General features: G+C 40.6%; 21 protein-coding genes. 2 read left to right on the top strand and 19 right to left on the bottom strand.

What is annotated here, in order from left to right; translation table 11 throughout:
* Nucleotides 1-10: 10 nt before the first annotated feature.
* The 12 genes from MKX62_RS07775 to rpsF form a co-directional block, all read right to left on the bottom strand.
* Nucleotides 11-823: a two-component system regulatory protein YycI gene (locus tag MKX62_RS07775; protein WP_067204150.1), complete on the bottom strand. Its 813-nt coding sequence runs from the start codon at nt 821-823 to the stop codon at nt 11-13.
* Nucleotides 810-2,132 (bottom strand): YycH family regulatory protein, encoded by a 1,323-nt coding sequence (locus tag MKX62_RS07770; RefSeq protein WP_187046290.1) that lies wholly within the window; start codon nt 2,130-2,132, stop codon nt 810-812. The genes MKX62_RS07775 and MKX62_RS07770 overlap by 14 nt, the downstream gene beginning before the upstream one ends.
* Complete coding sequence (gene walK / locus MKX62_RS07765) at nt 2,123-3,949, bottom strand: cell wall metabolism sensor histidine kinase WalK (RefSeq protein WP_187046289.1); 1,827 nt, start codon at nt 3,947-3,949, stop codon at nt 2,123-2,125. Before walK ends, MKX62_RS07770 begins: the two co-directional genes overlap by 10 nt.
* A gap of 5 nt (nt 3,950-3,954) precedes the next feature.
* Nucleotides 3,955-4,665, bottom strand: coding sequence for a response regulator YycF (gene yycF / locus MKX62_RS07760; protein WP_067204140.1), 711 nt, complete (start codon nt 4,663-4,665; stop codon nt 3,955-3,957).
* Between the two features lie 293 nt (nt 4,666-4,958).
* On the bottom strand, nt 4,959-6,431 hold the full coding sequence (locus tag MKX62_RS07755; RefSeq protein ID WP_340741141.1) for a M23 family metallopeptidase: 1,473 nt from the start codon (nt 6,429-6,431) through the stop codon (nt 4,959-4,961).
* A gap of 411 nt (nt 6,432-6,842) precedes the next feature.
* Nucleotides 6,843-8,198, bottom strand: coding sequence for a replicative DNA helicase (gene dnaB / locus MKX62_RS07750; protein WP_067204134.1), 1,356 nt, complete (start codon nt 8,196-8,198; stop codon nt 6,843-6,845).
* A 15-nt stretch (nt 8,199-8,213) separates the two neighbouring features.
* On the bottom strand, nt 8,214-8,663 hold the full coding sequence (gene rplI / locus MKX62_RS07745; RefSeq protein WP_187046287.1) for a 50S ribosomal protein L9: 450 nt from the start codon (nt 8,661-8,663) through the stop codon (nt 8,214-8,216).
* Nucleotides 8,663-10,639 carry a DHH family phosphoesterase gene (locus tag MKX62_RS07740; RefSeq protein WP_340741140.1) on the bottom strand — a complete coding sequence of 659 codons (1,977 nt, stop codon included), beginning with the start codon at nt 10,637-10,639 and terminating at the stop codon, nt 8,663-8,665. The genes rplI and MKX62_RS07740 overlap by 1 nt, the downstream gene beginning before the upstream one ends.
* A gap of 12 nt (nt 10,640-10,651) precedes the next feature.
* Nucleotides 10,652-11,707, bottom strand: a complete 1,056-nt coding sequence (locus MKX62_RS07735) for a YybS family protein (protein WP_340741139.1) — start codon at nt 11,705-11,707, stop codon at nt 10,652-10,654.
* Between the two features lie 86 nt (nt 11,708-11,793).
* Nucleotides 11,794-12,030, bottom strand: coding sequence for a 30S ribosomal protein S18 (gene rpsR / locus MKX62_RS07730; RefSeq protein WP_067204122.1), 237 nt, complete (start codon nt 12,028-12,030; stop codon nt 11,794-11,796).
* Between the two features lie 168 nt (nt 12,031-12,198).
* Nucleotides 12,199-12,744, bottom strand: coding sequence for a single-stranded DNA-binding protein (gene ssb, locus MKX62_RS07725; protein WP_067204120.1), 546 nt, complete (start codon nt 12,742-12,744; stop codon nt 12,199-12,201).
* Nucleotides 12,745-12,803: 59 nt separating this feature from the next.
* The gene (gene rpsF, locus MKX62_RS07720) at nt 12,804-13,091 is read right to left on the bottom strand and encodes a 30S ribosomal protein S6 (RefSeq protein WP_067204117.1); all 288 of its coding nucleotides are present in this window, start codon (nt 13,089-13,091) and stop codon (nt 12,804-12,806) included.
* A 148-nt stretch (nt 13,092-13,239) separates the two neighbouring features.
* Between rpsF and MKX62_RS07715 the strand changes: the two genes are divergently transcribed.
* Nucleotides 13,240-13,821, top strand: a complete 582-nt coding sequence (locus MKX62_RS07715; protein WP_340741138.1) for a DUF3267 domain-containing protein — start codon at nt 13,240-13,242, stop codon at nt 13,819-13,821.
* Between the two features lie 733 nt (nt 13,822-14,554).
* Here MKX62_RS07715 and ychF read toward each other — a convergent pair.
* The 3 genes from ychF to MKX62_RS07700 form a co-directional block, all read right to left on the bottom strand.
* Nucleotides 14,555-15,655 (bottom strand): redox-regulated ATPase YchF, encoded by a 1,101-nt coding sequence (ychF, locus tag MKX62_RS07710; protein ID WP_340741137.1) that lies wholly within the window; start codon nt 15,653-15,655, stop codon nt 14,555-14,557.
* 126 nt (nt 15,656-15,781) lie between these two features.
* Entirely contained in the window at nt 15,782-15,979 is a 198-nt protein-coding gene (locus tag MKX62_RS07705; RefSeq protein WP_340741136.1) for a DUF951 domain-containing protein, read from the bottom strand.
* Nucleotides 15,980-15,983: 4 nt separating this feature from the next.
* Nucleotides 15,984-16,874 carry a mechanosensitive ion channel family protein gene (locus MKX62_RS07700; RefSeq protein ID WP_340741135.1) on the bottom strand — a complete coding sequence of 297 codons (891 nt, stop codon included), beginning with the start codon at nt 16,872-16,874 and terminating at the stop codon, nt 15,984-15,986.
* Between the two features lie 75 nt (nt 16,875-16,949).
* On the opposite strand from MKX62_RS07700, the gene yyaC reads away from it, so the two are divergent.
* Nucleotides 16,950-17,591: a spore protease YyaC gene (yyaC, locus tag MKX62_RS07695; RefSeq protein ID WP_340741134.1), complete on the top strand. Its 642-nt coding sequence runs from the start codon at nt 16,950-16,952 to the stop codon at nt 17,589-17,591.
* On the opposite strand, the gene MKX62_RS07690 is transcribed toward yyaC, so the two are convergent.
* The 4 genes from MKX62_RS07690 to noc form a co-directional block, all read right to left on the bottom strand.
* Nucleotides 17,502-18,206: a DUF554 domain-containing protein gene (locus MKX62_RS07690; RefSeq protein ID WP_187046283.1), complete on the bottom strand. Its 705-nt coding sequence runs from the start codon at nt 18,204-18,206 to the stop codon at nt 17,502-17,504. The genes yyaC and MKX62_RS07690 overlap by 90 nt on opposite strands.
* Before the next feature lie 194 nt (nt 18,207-18,400).
* Entirely contained in the window at nt 18,401-19,240 is an 840-nt protein-coding gene (locus MKX62_RS07685) for a ParB/RepB/Spo0J family partition protein (RefSeq protein ID WP_338654397.1), read from the bottom strand.
* Nucleotides 19,233-19,994 (bottom strand): ParA family protein, encoded by a 762-nt coding sequence (locus tag MKX62_RS07680; protein WP_067204101.1) that lies wholly within the window; start codon nt 19,992-19,994, stop codon nt 19,233-19,235. Before MKX62_RS07680 ends, MKX62_RS07685 begins: the two co-directional genes overlap by 8 nt.
* A gap of 195 nt (nt 19,995-20,189) precedes the next feature.
* Nucleotides 20,190-21,053 (bottom strand): nucleoid occlusion protein, encoded by an 864-nt coding sequence (noc, locus tag MKX62_RS07675; RefSeq protein WP_067204099.1) that lies wholly within the window; start codon nt 21,051-21,053, stop codon nt 20,190-20,192.
* Nucleotides 21,054-21,087: the final 34 nt, after the last annotated feature.

The raw sequence follows: 21,087 nt of genomic DNA, 5'->3' as shown, positions 1-21,087 counted from the left end.
CAAAAACCCCTTATTCATTCTCTTCTTCCAACGGTTCTTGCTGGAATTCTATAATCATACCTTCAATTGCATTGATGAAGTAATCTTCTTTTACCCCATCCTTCAATTCTACACGTACATGCCATGTCGGAGCAAACACTTGGGTTTCCGATACTTGAACATGTGTCGAATAACCGAGCTTCATAGACTTTACCTTGGAATCTTGTTTCAAGTGCCCGTTTGAATACAAATTACCGATTGCCTCTATAGGGGAAAGAAGATCTTTTTTACGATTAAAGGTACCGAATTCATGCAGCATACTTTGCTCATAGTTTGTAACCTCCCCCTTGTCATTCCAATGCAATACCAGCTTCGCATTACTACTAAAATAAATGGGATTGTCCTTCACTTTCTGAAAAAGCAATGCTTCCTGCGCCTCTTCATCTACGTCCCAAAGTTCGTACTCAGCACCGTTTAATACATACTTAGCGAGAATCTCCGTAAAATCAAAATCGCCTTTCGTATTCATCACACTGACAGGATCGTCCAATTTTGATTGAAGAAATGTTTCGTCTGAGATTTCGACTTTTTGATTTTCAAGTTTGTTTATCTGTTCATCTATAAATATCATAGACTTTGCGGACACATAAGACGGATCGTTTTTATAGGGCGGTAGTTGATCATACGTAACGTTGTCCATCTTCAGCAATTCCTCGATTGGTGTTTTCCCCATCACCTGAACATTTTGCGCATCTGTAACCTTGTCCACATAAAGTAAGTAAAGGAAAACGTTCACGATTGAAAATACGATAATAAATATCGTTTTCGACTTATTCCAATCCAATCAGTTCACCTCCTAAAATTTCAGGTGAAAAGCGGTTCCAATTACCATTAATCAAGTAAAACCAGGCCGGCTCCATGATGAAAAGTCCTGGCTTATATTTCATAAAGTAACCCGGAGTAATTTCCTCGACAGCACCAATATCCAACTTATCCGATTTTCTAAGACTTTCGGCAATATCAATGCCTGGTGGAAGAAGTTCAATTTCTGATTTTGCTGGATTTGAAGAATTGAGTCTATAGTACGGTCTTGCATAACTATATATCCGATTTTTTCCCCACTTCGGCAGAATTTCAGCAGAAGAACTGGAATCTGTATAGACAGGTAATCCGTGCAGATATAACCGGAATCTTACTGATCGGGTCTCGGCATCCATGTACGTAAATCTAAATTCGTCTGTCCATCCGCCGTGTTCATTAACAAAGTTGACTGTATTTATCAGTAACTCTGAGGGTATTGCAAGTTCTTGACTTTCTGCATTTGGTGAAACATAGTTCAGTGTTTTCTTCTCCGTATAAACATTCATCATTGCATGATCGTCAGCAAGTTCTTCAACATGAATTCCCACTTGGCTATTCCGTACTGCATTTACATCACTGAACAATGCATCACGGAATTTATTAATGGATACTTCATCCTCCAGAAAAGTGTACTTAATCGTTTCCACAGGCTCTACTGAGACTACGAGATAGGAAGAACTATCAGGGTTTACTTCTCTGTATTCTTGAAGTTCTCGCCCGACTGTTAATATTGAATTATCGAGACTTTGATAATCCTCTGCCTTCACTTTTGCGCTATAAAGCTTCTTGTTTTCTTTGCTCACGAAGTAGACAGTCATCGCAGTATTGTCCGGCTTCCATTCAACCACAATCTGGTTAAATGAAATCTCGGGCGTCGGTGCTTCAATTTTCAAAACGCTGTCATAGACAGACAAAGGAATTTCACTTTGAAAGAACACTGTAAACCGGTTAGGCTTCCGTAGCAAAGTACTTATACCCTCTGAAGTAAAGTTTTCTTCCACTGTGGTGATTTCTGTTATTTTCCAGTCCGTTATCTCTTCCATAATACGATCGATTTTATCTGAATCAGTTGTTCCTTTCAAAGCATCGTCAAAATTAAAGACCATTTTATATGGTTTTATAATTTCATCAATTCTCTTTTTATCGCCTATAGAAATATCTACGGGCGGGAACTGCTCAATGGTTTCATAACGCGGTGAGTACGTCCAAATAGAAAATGTTAGTATGATACTGAGAGCGACAAGTAGGATAAGTACAATCGATTTGACAGTTTCAACATATTTCAACCCCACTCACCGTCCTCCTGAAGTTCAAACGGCAACGTAAAGAATATTGTCGTTCCTTTTCCTTCTTCGCTTTCTGCCCATATTTCTCCTCCGTGCGCCAAAATCATTTCACGGGCAATTGCAAGACCTAGTCCTGTACCGCCCATCGCACGGGATCTTGCTCGATCTGCTCGATAGAATCTGTCAAAAATACGTTTAACGTTCGCCTGTGGTATTCCCATACCATCATCCGAAATCATTACTTTAATAAAGTCTTCGGACATTGTAATGCCAAAACGGATATCTCCGCCGTCCGGTGAGTATTTTAACGCATTTGAAATAATGTTATCTAGCACCTGGGTCATCTTATCCGTATCGATTTCAACAAACAGTTCGGAGGAAGAGAGAAGGCGTATAAACTGGACTTCTTGAGACTTCGAAAATTCAAATCGACCAATGATTGATTTGAAAAAATAGTTGAATTCAACCCATTCTTTATTCAAGTCATAGTCTCTGCTGTCCATGCGTGATAGCTTCAACAAATCGTTAACAAGACGAATCATCCGCTCAGTTTCAGTCTGTGTTACGTGAAGGAAGGATGGTGCAATCTCCTCATTCTTCCACGCCCCGTCAGCAAGCGCCTCCAAATAACTGCGCATTGTTGTAAGTGGCGTACGCAATTCATGCGATACATTTGAAACAAACTCACGTCTTTCCATATCGATTTTCTCTTGTTCTGTATTATCGTGTAAGACAACAATAAGACCATTCACAAAACCAGTTTCTCTTTGTGTAACGGAAAAATTCGCTCGTAAAATATAAGGCTGATCTTCCGTACTGAAATCCAGTGCAATGGATTCCTTTACTTGGATTAAATCCTCAAATGCATACTCCTGCTCAAATCCAAGGATGCTAGATATCGGTCGGTTCAAGACCAAATCCCGTGTTAGTCTTAGCATAAGAAGTGCGGAGTCATTAATAAGGCTGACGCGACCTTTTCGATCAGTTGCAATAACGCCATCAGTCATATTCTCTAATACGGAAGCCAGTTTCCGCCGTTCACTTTCAGTCGATGACTGAGACTCTTGTAATTGGTTCGTTAAATGATTGAAGGCTATTGCAAGTTGGCCCATTTCGTCATTTCCATATACGCGAACTTTTCGCGAGAAATTCCCTTTCGCCATCGCTTGAGCCTGGCGCCTCATATCAGATATTGGTCTTGTCATCGTCTGTGCGATTAAAATACCAAGAATGATTGTAATAGACAACGAAACAGCTACCCCGCCGGCTAAAATACGATTTACTTCATCGATTTGTTTAAACACCTTTTCAATGTTTGCCTCAAGATAAAGTATGCCTTTCACTTCATCTCCAACAACAATAGGCGTTGCACGAACCAAAATTCGATTGCCTGTTTTCCGGTCAAGATTAATAATGTCATATGGAGTTTTCGACGCATTTGACTTCCTCACAATGTCGTCCGCCGAACGCTGTCCAACCATAGATATATTATTTAAGGCTGATGTTGCAAGAATAATATTCCCCGCATTAATAACTCGTACTTCATTGATATCTTCCGATTTAAAACTCGAAAGGACGGCCTGAAGACTCTTCTCAAGTGTCATCGGGTCGTCCGCAGCTCGTTTTTTCATCATTTCTTCACGCACACTGAATTCGACCAAACTCATCCTATCATCAATCGATGTTGTGAAGTTAGATTTCATGTTCTGTTCGAGCTCGCGTGCAAAGTACAGCCCGATTATTTCCATTGCAATTAAAATCAGCATCACATAGATTAAGACAAATTTAACGTGGATAGATCGGAAAAAACCAACTTTTTGCATGATAGTTACTCCTGTTCTGGGTCACGTAAGTAATAGCCAACGCCACGTCTTGTCACAATCCACGTTGGATTACTTGGTGCATCTTCAATCTTTTCGCGCAAACGACGGATTGTTACATCTACAGTTCTCACATCTCCAAAGTAATCATAACCCCATACTGTTTGTAAGAGGTGCTCACGCGTCATAACTTGTCCAATATGCTTCGAAAGATAGTGAAGAAGTTCAAACTCCCTATGTGTCAGTTCAATTTTTTCATCTCTTTTTAGAACAAGGTAAGCATCTGGCTGAATAATCAGGTTGCCGACTGTAATGTCATTTGTAGCCCCTTCTTGCTCTTCCTCAACAGATTTCATATGTCTGCGTAGATTTGCTTTCACACGAGCAATGAGCTCACGTGTTCCAAATGGTTTGGTGACGTAATCATCTGCTCCAAGTTCCAAACCAAGTACTTTATCAATTTCCGAGTCTTTCGCTGTTAACATAATAATCGGGAAGTCATATTTTTTTCGGATTTCTCGGCATACTTCCATACCATCCCGCTTCGGTAGCATAATATCAAGAAGTACTAGATCAGGCTTAACTTCTTCTACCTTTTCAAGCGCCTCATCTCCATCGTATGCACAAAAAACAGTGAAACCTTCTTTTTTTAGATTAAATTCAAGTATATCAGCAATTGGTTTTTCATCATCAACAATTAAAATTACTTTGTTTTGCATTTTATCTTCCCCCATCTCGCCCTGTTGGCGCCTCTATCAGTGTCCTTTTACTCTATCATTCTTCGCGACGCTTCGCACGTTTCTACTGTCGCATCAAAGTCGCCATCTTCTCCTAGCACTCTCACTATTTCCCGGGCAATAAACCCCGAATATTGTCGAATGGAACATTCAAAAAAAGTAAGCGCCTTGGTAGACCCGACGAGTAGGAGGAATATAGTTCTATCCCTCGAGTCGCCGGAGTCTAAACGTTAAAAAAAGACGATACAACATGTGTATCGTCTTTGGTTATCTAATTATCTTAACACGCTCATGGGGTTAATATTGGAACCGTTCTTGAATACTTCAAAATGAAGATGGACACCCGTTGAACGACCTGTCGACCCCATTACACCAATTTTTGTTCCCTGTGATACAGTTTGTCCCTCACTGACCTCAATTGAAGAGAGATGGGCATACAAGGTTTCATAGCCATTGTTATGTGTGATGACAACCCGATTTCCATATGTGCTGTGCGATCCTGTAGTTGTAACAACTCCATTATCTGCTGCTACAATTCCATACGAGGATGGACGTGCGATATCAATACCTTGATGCGTCCTACCCCAGCGAGTACCCATTTGACTAGAAACATATCCTCCAGATGCAGGCCAAATGAATGTACCTGATCCTCTTGAAGGAATCACTTTCGTTCCGACAACCGTCACTTTGTCTACTGCTTCAGCAATAATATTTTCCTCAGAAACAGACCTGCCTATCGTTTGACCATTTCGTTTACGAATAAGTTCTGTAACAATTTTTTCCCCGTCAGAACCTTTCTTTGTTACTTTCTTTTCGCCTTTAAATAAGGAACTGTCTTCTTCAGTTAAAGTTGCATATTTAATAGCTTCTTTTGTTTTCGTTTCATAATGAACTTCCACTTCTACGTACGGTTCAATAGCCGTAACATTGAGCTCGTCGCCTAATCTAAGAACCTTATCTACTGTAAATCCTGGATTTATTTCTACCAATTTAGCCGTTGCCATATTGTGAGCGGCAGCAATTGATCCAAGGACATCACCTGAACTTACTACATACTTCTTCTCCTCAAGTGTCCCTTTATTAAGGAGAACCATGGCTTCTTCTGTACTTCTTACCTCTTTTGGAGATACATTCCCCGGTACCGCCTGCATCTCACCGCTAATTAAGATGTTTACGATACGCGTTTCATCTTCTTTCAAAGGGGGTATTGGTTCAGAAGAAGCTTTGCGGGCTTCGAATTCATTAAGCTTCTTCTCAGAAACAGATTGTAATTTCAACTCGCGAATCACTTCATTATACGTGGTCATATCATTAACGTAGAATGCCAGTTCTTCGTCAATTAAAACGCCGATTGCTTCCGCTTCCACGGACAGCATTCCATGAAGTTTTTCTAGGACAATGTCATCGTCTGTTTCTGCTGTAAATACCCGCTCTGGAATCACCGATAAATCTGTTCCTATTGTAAGCGGAAGATTCTTAAATTCAGAGGCTGCTTTTTTCAGCTCTTCTTCTTTCAATTCTTCCAGCTTTTCTTGATCAGCTATAACACCCACATATTCCCCTTTTGAATAGATATGGAATATGGTCGAGAGGTCCTTACTCTCCTCTTCATTCGCAAAACCTGAATTTACCCCAAGTCCCGCTAAGATCATTGTCAGAACGAGGATCTTTTGAGTCTTTTTGAAAGGACGAATAAATTTGGGTAATGCTTTTTTTGTTTCGTCCTGTTTATTTCTTTTGAAAAACATATATGAAACTCCCTCCATATTTCAATCAGAAGACTGATATAGATCATTTACAGTATGCAAATTTTCACGCCTCTCTAATTTAACATATCCGGTACCATTCTTGTAGCATTATAGGACTTTGTAATGAGAATGTAGAATAGCATCCATTTATTAACTATTAATTTTGTAATGATAGAGGGTTCTCTTAACTTTCTTTTCTATCACATTACTCGACTATTACCTTGCTATTTATACATTTAGCGTTCTATTCGACAATTTATTTTTCATTGTTTCGACTTTGCTACGTCACTTTCAGGTATTTTTCGATAAAAAAGAAAGACGTCTTGTCTACCGGGAAACCTCGGTATCACAAGACGTCTTTCTCTATTTGATGGTGTTATTTCCAAAGACCCGAAATAATGTTTGTGTTTATCAATAATCCGGAGATTCGTGCTGACTCCAGTCAATATTGACAAATTTGTTGTATTCCTTTGCAAAAGCAAGGGTTACTGTACCTGTTGGACCATTCCGTTGTTTGGCTATGATAATTTCAATCATATTCTGATTTTCTGTTTCTTTATCATAATAGTCCTCACGGTAGAGGAATGAAACGATATCCGCATCTTGCTCAATACTCCCTGATTCCCGGAGATCGGACATCATCGGGCGCTTATCCACGCGTTGCTCAACACCACGTGACAGCTGAGACAGTGCAATAACCGGTACTTTCAATTCCCTCGCAAGTGATTTCAACGAACGGGAGATTTCTGAAACTTCCTGCTGCCGGTTTTCACCGGGCTTAGTGCCGCTTCCTGCAATCAGTTGCATATAGTCAATCATTATCATGCCCAAGCCGTGCTCCTGTTGCAAGCGACGGCATTTAGAACGAATGTCATTGACACGGATACCCGGCGAATCATCGATGAAAATACCGGCATTTGAAAGGCTACCCATTGCCATCGTAAGTTTACGCCAGTCTTCCGCTTCAAGAGCACCTGTACGAAGCACTTGTGCATCAATATTACCTTCCGCACAAAGCATCCGCATAACGAGCTGCTCCGCACCCATCTCCAAACTAAAGATTGCGACGTTTTCATCGGTTTTAGTCGCAACATTTTGCGCCACGTTCAATGCGAATGCGGTCTTACCAACAGACGGACGCGCGGCAACAATGATTAAGTCATTGCGCTGAAAACCGGCTGTGATTTTATCTAAATCCCGGAAACCTGTTGGAATACCTGTAACATCACCTTTTTGCGTATGAAGAAGTTCGATACTGTCATACGTTTCAACGAGGACGTCTTTAATATGACGAAAATCCCCAGCATTTTTCCGGTTGGATACTTCCATCATTTTCTTTTCCGCTTCAGCTAAGAGTGCCTCTACTTCGTCCTCCCGCGCGTAACCGTCTTCAACGATTGAAGTAGCCACACGGATAAGCCGCCGTAAAAGTGCTTTCTCTTCAACGATACGGGCATAATGCACAATGTTAGCTGCTGTTGGAACGGAGTTGGCGATCTCCATCAAATACGAAATACCGCCGACATCTTCCAGTTCTTTTTTAGCAGATAGTTCTTCCGTGACCGTGACAACGTCAATTGCCTGACCTTTGTCACTTAGAATAATCATCGTTTGGAAGATTTTCTCATGCGCCATCCTATAGAAATCTTCTGGCATAAGAAGTTCTGCCGCTGTAATGAGCGCTTGTGGTTCAAGGAAAATTGCCCCGATAACCGACTGCTCCGCTTCATTATTATGTGGTGGGACGCGATCAATCATCTGATTCATCTACCCAATCTCTCCTTATCCTTCTTCCACTACATGTACTTTAAGTGTTGCCGTCACGTCTGGATGAATTCTGATTGGAACATTCGTGAAGCCAAGTGCACGGATTGCATCCGGTAATTCCATTTTACGACGGTCCACTTTTATACCTTCAGTTTTATTTAATGCTTCAGCAATTTGTTTTGTTGTAATTGAACCAAATAGCCTTCCACCTTCACCAGATTTAGCTTTCATTTCTACCGTAATTTTATCAATTTGCTCTTTTAGCTCTTTTGCTTCTGCTAATTCTTCTGCTGCATCTTTAGCGACCCGATTTTTTTGACCTTCAAGTCTGCTAATATTCCCTGGCGTTGCTTCAACCGCCAATTTATTTTTCAGTAGGAAGTTTTGTGCGTACCCCACAGATACCTCTTTCACATCACCTTTTGCTCCAATACTTTTTACGTCTTTCAATAAGATCACTTTCATTATGAATTTCCCCTTTCCATCTTTGTATTCAGTACAGCTGTTAACATTTCTTTTGCTGCTTCCACAGACTCAACATCGAGCTGGCATGCTGCATTCGTCAAATGGCCGCCGCCTCCAAGTTCTTCCATGATGAGTTGAACATTCAATTCACCGAGAGAACGGGCGCTTATTCCTATTTTACCATCTGAACGGGATGCAATGACGAATGAAGCTGCGACGCCTTGCATTGTAAGAAGAATATCAGCCGTTTGAGCTATCAAAACAGAACCATAAACGACTTGGTTCTCTCCTTTTGCAATGGCAATCCCCGCATCGGACAATTCAACGGTTTCAATCAATTTAGACCTCAGGACATAAGTAGCGATATCCTCTTTTAACAGGCGCTGAACGAGTATTGTATCTGCTCCATTGGTTCGCAGATACGATGCTGCTTCGAACGTCCTTGCCCCTGTGCGGAGTGTGAAGCTTTTCGTATCGACGATAATACCCGCTAGAAGGGCTGTCGATTCAAGCATCGTAAGTTTTTCTTGTTTAGGCTGGTATTCAATTAATTCGGTTACGAGCTCCGCAGTGGATGACGCATATGGTTCCATGTAGACAAGCATCGTGTTCTTGATAAACTCTTCTCCACGTCGATGGTGATCAATGACGACAACCTTCTCTGCTTTATCGATAACTCGTTCATCAATGACCATACTCGGTTTATGCGTATCAACAACAATGATCAATGATTTCTCTGTAATCATCGAAAGCGCCTCATCGGGCGTGATGAATTGATTGAACAGATCCGTATCACGCCTAATTTCGTCCATAAGCCGTGTTACGCTTCCATCAAGTTCATTGAAATTGACGACTACATATCCCTCAATATTATTCTTGCGGGCCATTTTCCGAACACCAATTGCTGCACCGATTGCGTCCATGTCAGGCATTTTGTGACCCATGATAAATACTTTATCACTGCCTTGAATAAGATCTCGCAACGCATGTGAGATGACTCTTGCACGAACACGGGTCCTTTTTTCAACGGGATTTGTTTTACCGCCATAAAATTTCAACTTCCCGTCAGAACGTTTGATGGCCACTTGATCACCGCCGCGTCCCAGTACAAGATCTAAACTCGACTGTGCCAGTTCGCCCAATTCGATTAATGAAGTAGATCCCACACCCACACCTATACTTAGTGTCAGTGCCGTACTCTGCTTAGCAGTTGTTTCACGAATGTCATCTAAAATCGAGAATTTTGTTTTTTCCAAATCAGCCAATGTTGCCTCGTTAAAGACAGCCAAGAAACGATCAGTCGCAATTCGTTTTACAAATATCCCATTTGTTGTTCCCCAGCTATTTACAAGTGAGGTTACCAATGAATTAAGCTGACTTCTTGTCTGATCGTCCATTGCCTGTGATACTTCATCATAATTATCGACAAGAATAATACCGAGAACTGTACGGTCTGCATAATAAAGAGTCTCCATCACTAGTTGCTCCGTAATATCAAATAAATAAATAAGTTTTTCTTCTGCTTTATAAAAAACCTTATACGATTGTTCTCCAATCGTCAAAACATTATTTTCTATCTTTTCATTTTTTAAGATCGCATGAAACTGTCCAGATAGATCGAACAAGTCATCTCCGATAAGGGTTTCCTGATGTGCAAATACTTTTGCTGCGTACGGGTTAGCCCACTCAACAATATTTTTTTCATTAATAAGGATAATTCCAATCGGCAATTCAAGAAGTGCTTCTTCTCCGACTTTCTTCATCCTGTACGATAATGTTTCGATATGTTTCTCTGTTTCGATATAAGTCTGTTCTTCCATTTTCCATGTAAATCCCATTGTAACTATAAATAAGACGGAGAAAAGAAGTCCAGGCCAAAACTGGAATAAGAGCAGGAGCACTGCCGCCATCACGCCCAGAATCGACAATACCGTCAACGGATAGCGTATTGCTCTTTTTCTAAAAAATGACGTCATTGTCCCATCCCCTTATTTTGACTTGTCTTTTCTAAGCCAGGCACGTAGATTCACTCCCGTATCAAGTATCCCGAGCATCGTCGTTATCGGAGCCAGCATTAGTGCAAAAATCGTGGCCACAACTGTCGCTACTTTCGGTAACTTCATTTCATTTACATAGTAATGGATAAGTGAAACACCTTGCAGTAGAAACAAGAATCTCAAAACAGTAGTTGCGTTGACGGTAATCAGATATAGATTAGTGCCCGGCTTCACACCTGCAAAGAGCGTAATAAGAAGAATTGCCCCGTACAAAATCACCGCAATCATTGGTAGTTTCATTTCACGGAATGGTGGAAACTTGGGTACTTCAAATCCCAGTCGCTTGGCAACTCCAAGGTTTAGCGTGAGAAGAATGAAAGCTAACATGAAAATACTTATGATGAAGATAGATGGAATTGTGTACTCGTACATCTGAAACGTTGATGTAACGATTTCATCATAGCCATCCGGTACGCCGCCATAGTTAGCCATGAACGACTTCATCTGCTCTTTAGTTTCCTCCATAACCGTCATTAATGCATCAATCATATTGAATCCGAAGAAAAGGACAGCCCCAACATAAACGCCCATCCCCGTGATAAGTAGAGTGAGTCCAGAAGCCATGAAGATATATAACTTTGATTTGCCCCTCACAATGGTTTCTCCGATAATGAATCCAAGAATTCCATGGACGAAAGCGATTGGAACGAGTAGAATACCTCCGATTAATAATGACAACACGATACCGGCCGCCAATGTAAGAAGGGACGAATTCCTGTCGTATTTCAATCTGTACAAAATAATCGGTAACGCAATAAAGAACATAGTGACATTTCCGAGAAATGGCGTATATAACGATACCGCAAGCAAGATTGCAAATAGCGCAATCATCATTGCTCCGTACGTAATTTTCCTTGCATTGTCTTGCATAATATAGATTCCTCCGGTCTTTCGTTGGACGACTAATTCTATCCATACTTCTAACTTCCAATTACTATGGATAGTTGCTTCAATTGTATCATGATTATTGTTTTTAAACCAAACCAAGAACATATGTACTTCTTTTACCCGAATAAAAAGACCGCCCCCATACCGGTTGTGTCGGTCTGACGAGGCGGTCTATCTAAATAAAATTATCTTTCTTCCGAACTGAATGGAAGAAGTGCCATGATACGTGAGCGTTTGATTGCAAGTGTCAGTTTACGCTGATACTTCGCGCTTGTACCAGTTACCCGGCGAGGCAAGATTTTTCCACGCTCAGAAATAAATTTCTTAAGCATATCTGTATCTTTATAATCGATTTTAGTAATGTTGTTTGATGTGAAATAACAAACTTTACGGCGTCTCTTTCCTCCACGACGTGGTGCCATAGTTGTTCCCCTCCTTACTTAATTCATATTCGGCTTACGATAAGCGGCGCATTGCGTTGTCAACTTCGCTCATTCACATCCTCACGTGCCAAAGCACGCTCCGGTGTTCACTCACTCGTTTCCTAGCACTGCTTGCTTCTCGAAACCCTTATAATGACGGGTAGATTCTTAGAACGGCAGGTCGTCGTCCGATACTTCTATCGGGCCTCCGCCTGTCGAGAATGGATCATCGTCAGTACGTGTGTAATTTTGCTGATTAGGCTGTTGAGATTGCTGGTTAGATTGTTTGTATTGTTGGTTTGACTGCTGATTCTGATAGCTCGGTTGTTCGCTTTGTTGAGAACCTTGGTAAGGTGCCCCACCGCCAGCTCCCGATCTATTTTCGCCAGATGCATTGCGCGGTTCGAGAAATTGTGTGCTGTCTGCTACAACTTCTGTAGTATAAACACGCTTTCCATCTTGTCCTTCAAAGCTGCCCGTCTGAATACGGCCATCTACTCCGACAAGACTTCCCTTTTTCAAGAAGTTTGCAACGTTTTCAGCCTGTTTTCTCCAAGCAACACAACTGATGAAATCAGCTTCTCGTTCGCCTGAAGCGCTTTGAAAAGCTCGGTTTACTGCTAACGTAAAACGTGTAACAGCGATACCGGTTTGTGTATACTTGAGTTCAGGATCTTTTGTCAATCGCCCTACTAAAACAACTCGGTTAATCATTAGAATTCAACCTCCCTCATCATTTTGTAAGTTTCACCTGTTCATTATTCATATATGGATTAATCTTCAATGCGGACAGTCATATGACGAAGAATATCTTCGTTGATGTTCGCAAGACGTGTAAATTCATCGATTGCTTTAGTTTCGGCATTCAACTTAATTAGTTGATAGAAACCTTCACGTAGATCGTCGATTTCGTAAGCAAGACGGCGCTTGCCCCACTCTTTCGACTCGATGTTTTCTGCACCGTTAGAAAGAAGAACTTCGTCAAAACGTTCAATCAACGCTTTTTTCGCTTCATCTTCTACTGTTGGGCGGATAATGTACATAATTTCGTACTTTCTCATCTGTAGTCACCTCCTTATGGACTTGGGCCCTGCTGATTTCAGCGGGCAAGGAGTAAGTAATTATATTACTCACATCAGTACATATTAGCACAGTTCCATTCATCTTTCAACTATTTTCTTGTATACTTTTGAATAGAGGTGATTTTCATTGAATGAATTTCCTGTACCCGACAAAATAATTGAGATTGATTTACCAAAAGTGGCTAAGAGCAGCCTAGTTTTAACTGCAAGTGCTTTCCTTTTATTATGGTTTCTTAAAATTGTTATTGAAAGAGATTTTTCGTTTTCACTTAGCTTATGGACAGTTGTTTTTTTCATTATAGGCTATATCCTGCTGATCATTCTGCATGAATTATTTCACCTGCTTGGCTTCCGTGTATTTGGTGATGTCCCATGGAAAAAGATGATTGTTGGAGTTAATCTAAAAATGGGCATCGCGTATGCGACAACCGATCAACTTATGACAAACCGTGCTATACGAAAAGCGCTACTGCTCCCTTTTTGGACGACAGGTATTCTTCCAGCCGTTATCGGTCTTTATATTGGAAGTGGTTTGCTAGTCAGCCTGTCTGCTTTATTGATAGGCGGGGCAGCTGGCGACTTCGCTATGTATAAGGAGTTGAAAGAACTGCCCGACGATTGGGTTGTGAAAGATGATCCTGAATTACCGAAACTTTATGTCTATTCGCCTGACAAGGGAATTGAATTGGAGAACTACATTGAAAAATAAAAATGCCCCTCTGGAATGTTAGGTCTGCTGATTAACCATTTATTTATATGAAATGCTGGTGAGAAGGGCTTGATATCCTCTATTTTCACTGGACTATTTTCGGCTCGCTTTCGGGGAACTATTCATGTCAGATTTACTGAGGTGTCCTAGTGTGGCTAGTTGCCTGTCGCGTACCTACAATGTTCAAGTGTAAAATGCAGTTGTTTTGGAAGAAAAGAGTAGATGACATTCTATGGCGAGTGTAAGTGCCCGAAATTGCATCTTCGGGCACTCTTGCACGTTGTATAATGTGCTTCTTGCTTACTTTTAACAAAAAGTATACATCTAATCATGTGATGCATACTAGAAAGTGACACTTCTTTAATAAAAACAAGAAAAAACTATATAGAAAGCATCAGCCGCTAAAATTGCATCTTTGGCGGCTTTTCTCCAGTTAAGAAGCCAGCTATTCTTTCTTCCCAAAAAGCTTCAGAACTACGTATACTTATGAATTGGGAGCGCGACGGAAGAAGGACCACCATACGATTACCGAAAAAAATGTGTAGGGATGCGACCAAGTCGCATCCCTACACATCCAGACATCTCGATAATGATAGAGTAGTCGTTCAAACCAAAGCAATCCAAGTACAACGTTGCACGTAGCACCCAGTGTGATCAAGTTATTTGCTGGTTACTTTTGGCTAAGCAACAGACGTACTGGAATGTAACATTCCAAAGTAGCATTTATTCGTACTTAAACGTTAAAACGGAACAGCATAACGTCGCCGTCTTTAACAATGTACTCTTTTCCTTCAAGACGAACTTTTCCTGCCTCTTTTGCAGCAGCCATTGAACCTGTTGCAACTAGGTCATCATATGCCACTGTTTCGGCACGGATGAAGCCGCGTTCGAAGTCAGTGTGAATGATTCCAGCACATTGCGGTGCCTTCATCCCTTTACGGAATGTCCACGCACGAACTTCTTGTACGCCCGCTGTGAAGTATGTTGCAAAGCCAAGAAGCTTATAAGATGCTTTGATAAGTTGATCGAGGCCCGATTCCTTGATACCCAACTCTTCAAGGAACATCGCTTTTTCATCATCTTCAAGTTCAGCCATTTCTTCTTCGATTTTTGCACAAACAACAATTACTTGTGCGCTATCTTTTTCTGCAAATGCGCGGACAGCTTTAACATTTTCATTATTGTCTGCATCTGCAACTTCATCTTCCGCAACGTTTGCTACATAGAGCATCGGTTTAATCGTCAAAAGGTTCATCCCTTTTGCAAGGATAAGTTCCTCATCAGTAAACTCAACAGAACGAGCAGGTTTTTCATTTTCAAATGCTTCTCTTAATTTAATCAAGATTGGCTCTTCTGCCATTGCAACTTTATCTTTCTGTTTCACCATTTTGGTAACACGTGCCAATCGTTTTTCAACGGCTTCCATATCTGCAAGAATCAATTCAAGATTGATGATTTCGATATCATCGATTGGATCAACTTTACCAGCTACATGTGTTATATTTTCGTCTACGAAGCAACGGACAACCTGACAGATTGCATCCACTTCACGGATGTGCATAAGGAATTTATTCCCTAGCCCTTCACCTTTGCTTGCTCCTTCAACAATTCCTGCGATGTCTGTAAACTCAAATGCAGTCGGTACTGTTTTTTTCGGTGTTACTAGTTCTGTAAGTTTATCTAGTCTTTCATCAGGTACTTCAACGATTCCAACGTTCGGATCAATTGTACAGAACGGATAGTTTGCCGCCTCTGCCCCCGCTTTTGTAATCGCATTGAATAGTGTAGATTTACCTACGTTTGGTAGACCGACGATTCCAGCTGTTAATGCCATTCGTTCCACAACCTTTCATTTATATGTTCATTCTTTTACTCATACATTCCATATGCAACTCTTCCATTATAAGGACAGCAGGCCTAGTTGTCCATCTGCTAGCGGAACGCCTGGAATCTGAACAGCTTAAGATTCAGCCTTTACAAGCAACTTTTTCATCTTCTTCGCAAATTCATTGCGCGGAATCATTACGCTATGGCCACATCCTTCGCATTTAATTCGAATATCTGCCCCCATTCGAATAATTTTCCAAGAGTTCGTCCCACACGGGTGCTGCTTTTTCATCTCAACAATATCATTTAACCCAAAAACTTTTTCCACCATTTATCTACACCTCATTTTTCGGTTGATACATAACCATTTTTGGATATGGTATTTCAATACCATTCTGATCCAGGAATACTTTCAAGTCCCTGCGTAATTGCCTTGCAATTGCGTATTGCATCACAGGCTGGGTTTCTGCTGTAATTCTCATGATAATTTCAGATGCTCCCAAATCTTGTACGCCTACGATAATTGGCTGTGATATCAGCGCTTCATATCCAACAGATAAATTTGCAAGATACTCTTCCAACAGTTTTTCCGTTTTCGCGATGTCTGTTTCATATCCAAGTCTAATATCCACTATAGCCAGTGAATTATTAATTGAGTAGTTCACGACCTCTGAAATATTTCCGTTCGGGATGATATGTACTTCCCCGCCATACGCACTAATTTTTGTCGTACGTAAACCAATTTCTTCAACCGTTCCAACTGTTAAACCAATTTGTACATAATCACCCACAGAAAATTGATCTTCAAAAATGATGAAGAAACCGCTGATAATATCCTTCACAAGACTTTGGGCACCAAAACCGACTGCCAGACCTAACACTCCAGCCCCTGCAAGAATTCCTGTAACATTGATTGTAAAAGCAGAAAGGATTGCTAGAATTGCTGCGAAATAGACGACATATGACAATGTATTTTGAAGCAGCTTAACTAATGTTGTTTCACGGCGCTCTGTATGACGTAAAGCGCCTTTCAGTCTCACCTTGAATGCGCGGCGAATAACGCTTTTACCTATTTTCACTACAATAATGGATAGCAAGATAATGAAGATTACTTTAAGTCCTAGCATGCCAAGATCAAACCAAGTTTTCGAACTAAATAGTATGTTACCTACTTCTTCAGCATCTTCTTTCAACTTTTCAAAGTCTTCATTTATAGTTACTGCCACAATCCTCTTCCTTTCGTATAATAAATCACTTGCGAGCGTAGACTGAGTTATAAAAAAAAGAAATGGAGTTTTTTCATGCGATCTACTCTTTCTACACCATATGATTATCGCATTCACCATAAGGAAACGGGTGCCGTTTGGAAACTCAGTACATTATTCCTCCAGCACATTCCATTCGAAACCCAAGATCTCACTTTTTTCTGCATCGGAACCGATCGATCTACCGGTGACTCGCTAGGGCCACTTACCGGTTCTTTCCTATCCGAGTCTCCCCTGTTCCCATTCACTGTAATCGGGACATTGGAAAGTCCATTACATGCCTTAAATCTACAACAGCATATTGATGAAACCAGACTCACTAATCCCACTGCTTTCATCGTAGCAATTGATGCATGCCTAGGACAAGTAAGTTCTATCGGACAATTACTTTTCAATAGTGGACCTATACACCCTGGCAAGGCAGTCGGTAAGGAGCTACCCCCAGTTGGGGACGTATCCATTAAAGGCATAGTCAATATCGCCGGGTTCATGGAACATGCCGTTTTGCAAAGTACTCGCCTCTACCTTCCATACGAGATGAGCCGCACTATTGCTCGGGCATTGCAACTTGCACACGGGCGTCTTAAATCAAAAGAAGTGTACGATAGTAACAGCAACTCCAACAACAAGGATACCTGGAATCAGGTTGGCAACTCTCACTTTAGTCAAACCAATTAAATTCAAACCGATAGCCAAAATCATTAATCCACCTGTCGCTGTCATTTCAGAGATGAAAAAGTTCAGTAAATCATCCGGAACGAAGCGACTTATTTGAGTAGAAAATAACGTGATAATTCCTTGATAAAAAAATACAGGAATTGCAGCAAACGCGACACCAATACCTAGCGTTGAGCTTAAAATGATAGCAGTGAAACCATCAATAATCCCTTTCATGACGAGGACATCATGATCATTTCTCAGACCGCTATCGATAGCACCGATAATGGCCATCGATCCAACAACAAAAATCAACGTAGCTGTAACAAACCCTTGCGCAATGCCCGGACCTTTATCACTTGCCGGTATCTTGCTCTCCATCCAGTGTCCCAGATCATTCACTTTCTTATCGAGATCCATCCACTCACCAATTACTGCACCAACGACAATACTGATAATAACAATCAGTATTTGCGTACTTTCAAAAGTCATTTGTATGCCAATAACAGCAACCGCAAGCCCAATTCCATACATGACAGTCTCTTTCATCCGCTCGGGTATATTATGTAGAAATCTTCCTATGAACGCACCTGCAACTATTAAAAGAACATTCACAACTGTTCCAAATAAAATCACTTTTTCACTTCCTCTCAATCAAATACGTCGAGGCGTATTTGCGTCCAGATTTTTAATTGAGCTTGCTCAATTAACTCCCTTCAAAATCTGTGACATCCGCCGGAGGCTTTAACTTCATTCAGCGGGGTTGGATTCCCGCTGAGTAAAGTTAAAAATAAAACCTATTTTGCACAGTCGGCAAAATAGGTGCATCCTTATTCGTTCAATAATTCAAGAATACGTTCGAGATCATCTTCAGAGAAGAATTCGATTTCAATTTTACCTTTATTCTTTGTTTTCTTTATTGATACGTTTGTCCCAAAATAATCACGCAGATTTGACTCCCGCTCGGCAAGGAATAAGTCTTTACGCTTTTCTGGTTTAGTTTCACGTGGAACATCCTCATTCATTTTTTGAACCAGCTTTTCTAATTGGCGGACGTTAAGTCCTTCTCTTAGTAGCCGTTCTGCCACTAGAGCGATTTGTTCTTTCTTACGTAGACCAAGTAATGTTCGACCATGCCCCATAGAAATTTTACCTGCAGTAATATAATTTCTTACTTTTTCAGGCAATGAAAGTAAACGGACATGGTTTGCGATGTGAGGTCTACTTTTACCGAGTCTAAATGCTAGTTGTTCTTGTGTAAGACCTAGATTTTCCATGAGGCTTTGATAAGCTTCAGCCTCTTCTATTGGCGTTAGGTCTTCCCGCTGTAAGTTTTCAAGAATCGCAAACTCCATTGTTTCTTCGTCCGTCAAGATACGGACAACCGCTGGAACTTCAGTTAAGCCTGCCATTTGTGCTGCACGGAATCGTCTCTCACCTACAACAATTTCGTAGGCCGTTCCCATTTTCCGAAGAATAATTGGTTGAAGAATACCATGTTCTTTAATGGAAGCACTCAACTCTTGAATAGCATTTTCATCAAATACTTTCCTTGGTTGGTACGGATTGGCCTTAATACTTTTCACATGAATGTGTTCGACAGACTCTACTTTCGCTAGTGACTCTCCAGGAAATAAAGCATTTAATCCTTTTCCAAGACCTTTAGCCATTGCGAACCACTTCCTTTGCCAGATCTAAGTATACTTCTGCACCACGTGATCTTGAATCATAAATGATAATCGGTTCTCCATGACTCGGTGCCTCACTCAATCGTACATTTCTTGGAATAATCGTTTTGTATACTTTATCTTGAAAATACTTTTTCACTTCATCTATAACTTGAATCCCTAAATTTGTTCTTGCATCGAACATCGTAAGTAAGACGCCATCAATCATTAAGTCTTCATTTAAATGTTTTTGAACAAGCCGGATCGTACTTAGTAGTTGACTTAAACCTTCAAGCGCATAGTACTCACACTGGACTGGGATGATAATTGAATCAGCCGCGGTCAGTGCATTTATTGTTAGTAAACCAAGTGACGGTGGACAGTCGATAATGATGTAGTCATACAGATCTTTTGCTTCCTGAATAGCATGTTTCATCCGTACTTCTCTGGATATAGTTGAAACTAGCTCAATTTCTGCGCCTGCTAGGGATATAGTTGCCGGCACGATATCAAGGTTTTCTACTTTAGTCGAACGAATGACATCTTTTATATTAACATCATCTATTAGAATATCATAAATGCATTGTTGGACTTCCCCCTTGTTAACGCCTACCCCGCTCGTTGCATTCCCTTGCGGATCGGTATCAATCAAAAGAACTTTTTTGCCTATATGAGCAAGGCAAGCACTTAGATTTACGGATGTTGTCGTTTTTCCGACGCCTCCCTTTTGATTGGCTATCGCTATAATTCTGCCCACACCTGCACCTGCTTTCCTGCACTTTTATTATTCTTTTATTCTTTCAATTTTGTAACTTCTTCTAGTTTAACAAAAAAAACATTTTTTGTAGAGAAATATGTAGAAAAAAGACTCTTGCTATGTGAAGCAAGAGTCTTTTGTTAAAAAATAAGAAAGTATAAGTTTTTCAGGTCTATCAAGGCACTTGGACATTTCTTATTTCTTTTTCGGTATTTTAACAGTGATTATATAAAAATCATCTGAATCTTCTTCTTCTGTTTTTACATCTATCCCACTTTTAGTAACGAGAACTAGTGATTGTCTAATAGTATTAAGAGCAATTCGTACATCTTTACTTACCGATTTTCTCCGAGGTGCTGTCTTTTTATCTTTTACATTCTCTGGAGGGTGTAAAACCTGAAAGATTCTGGCTTCTAGTTGTTTGACATTCAACTGCTGTTCAATTACTTCCTTAAAAAGTTGTGACTGTAATTCGCTGTCCTTAATTGGAATAAGTGCTCTTGCATGTCGCTCCGATATTTCTTTTGTTAATATTCCATTCTTGATTTCATCGGGTAATTTCAGTAAACGCAATTTATTAGCAACAGTTGACTGACCTTTTCCTAGTCTTTGCGCTAACGCTTCCTGTGTTAAGGAATGAAGTTCAAGAAGTTTTTCATAGGCATATGCCTCTTCAATTGCAGTCAATTCTTCACGCTGTAAGTTTTCAATAAGTGCAATGGATGCAGTTTCTTTATCATCAAGGTTTCGAATGATCGCCGGTACTTCCGACCATCCCAATTTTTTCATTGCTCGATATCTACGCTCTCCAGCGATGATTTCATAATTTTCTTCACCCATTTTCCGAATGACGATTGGTTGAATGACACCATGCGTATGGATTGTCCTCGCAAGTTCTTCAATCTTATCTTCAGAAAATATTGTACGCGGTTGAAATTTATTTGGATTTATTAACTCGATTTTCACCTGTTCAATTACTTCGTGATGAACCTCTTCCACTACTAGTGGATCTAATTCTTTATCTCCACTCCCAAAAAATCGTGAAAACGGACTTTTCATTCCCGGCACCACCTTTTCAATACTGCTCCCTAAT

Origin of the sequence: Sporosarcina sp. FSL K6-5500 (assembly GCF_038005665.1) — a bacterium.
Lineage (GTDB): Bacteria > Bacillota > Bacilli > Bacillales_A > Planococcaceae > Sporosarcina > Sporosarcina psychrophila.
The sequence above is the reverse complement of the archived record's forward strand: the minus strand, read 5'-3'. Positions and strand labels throughout refer to the sequence as shown.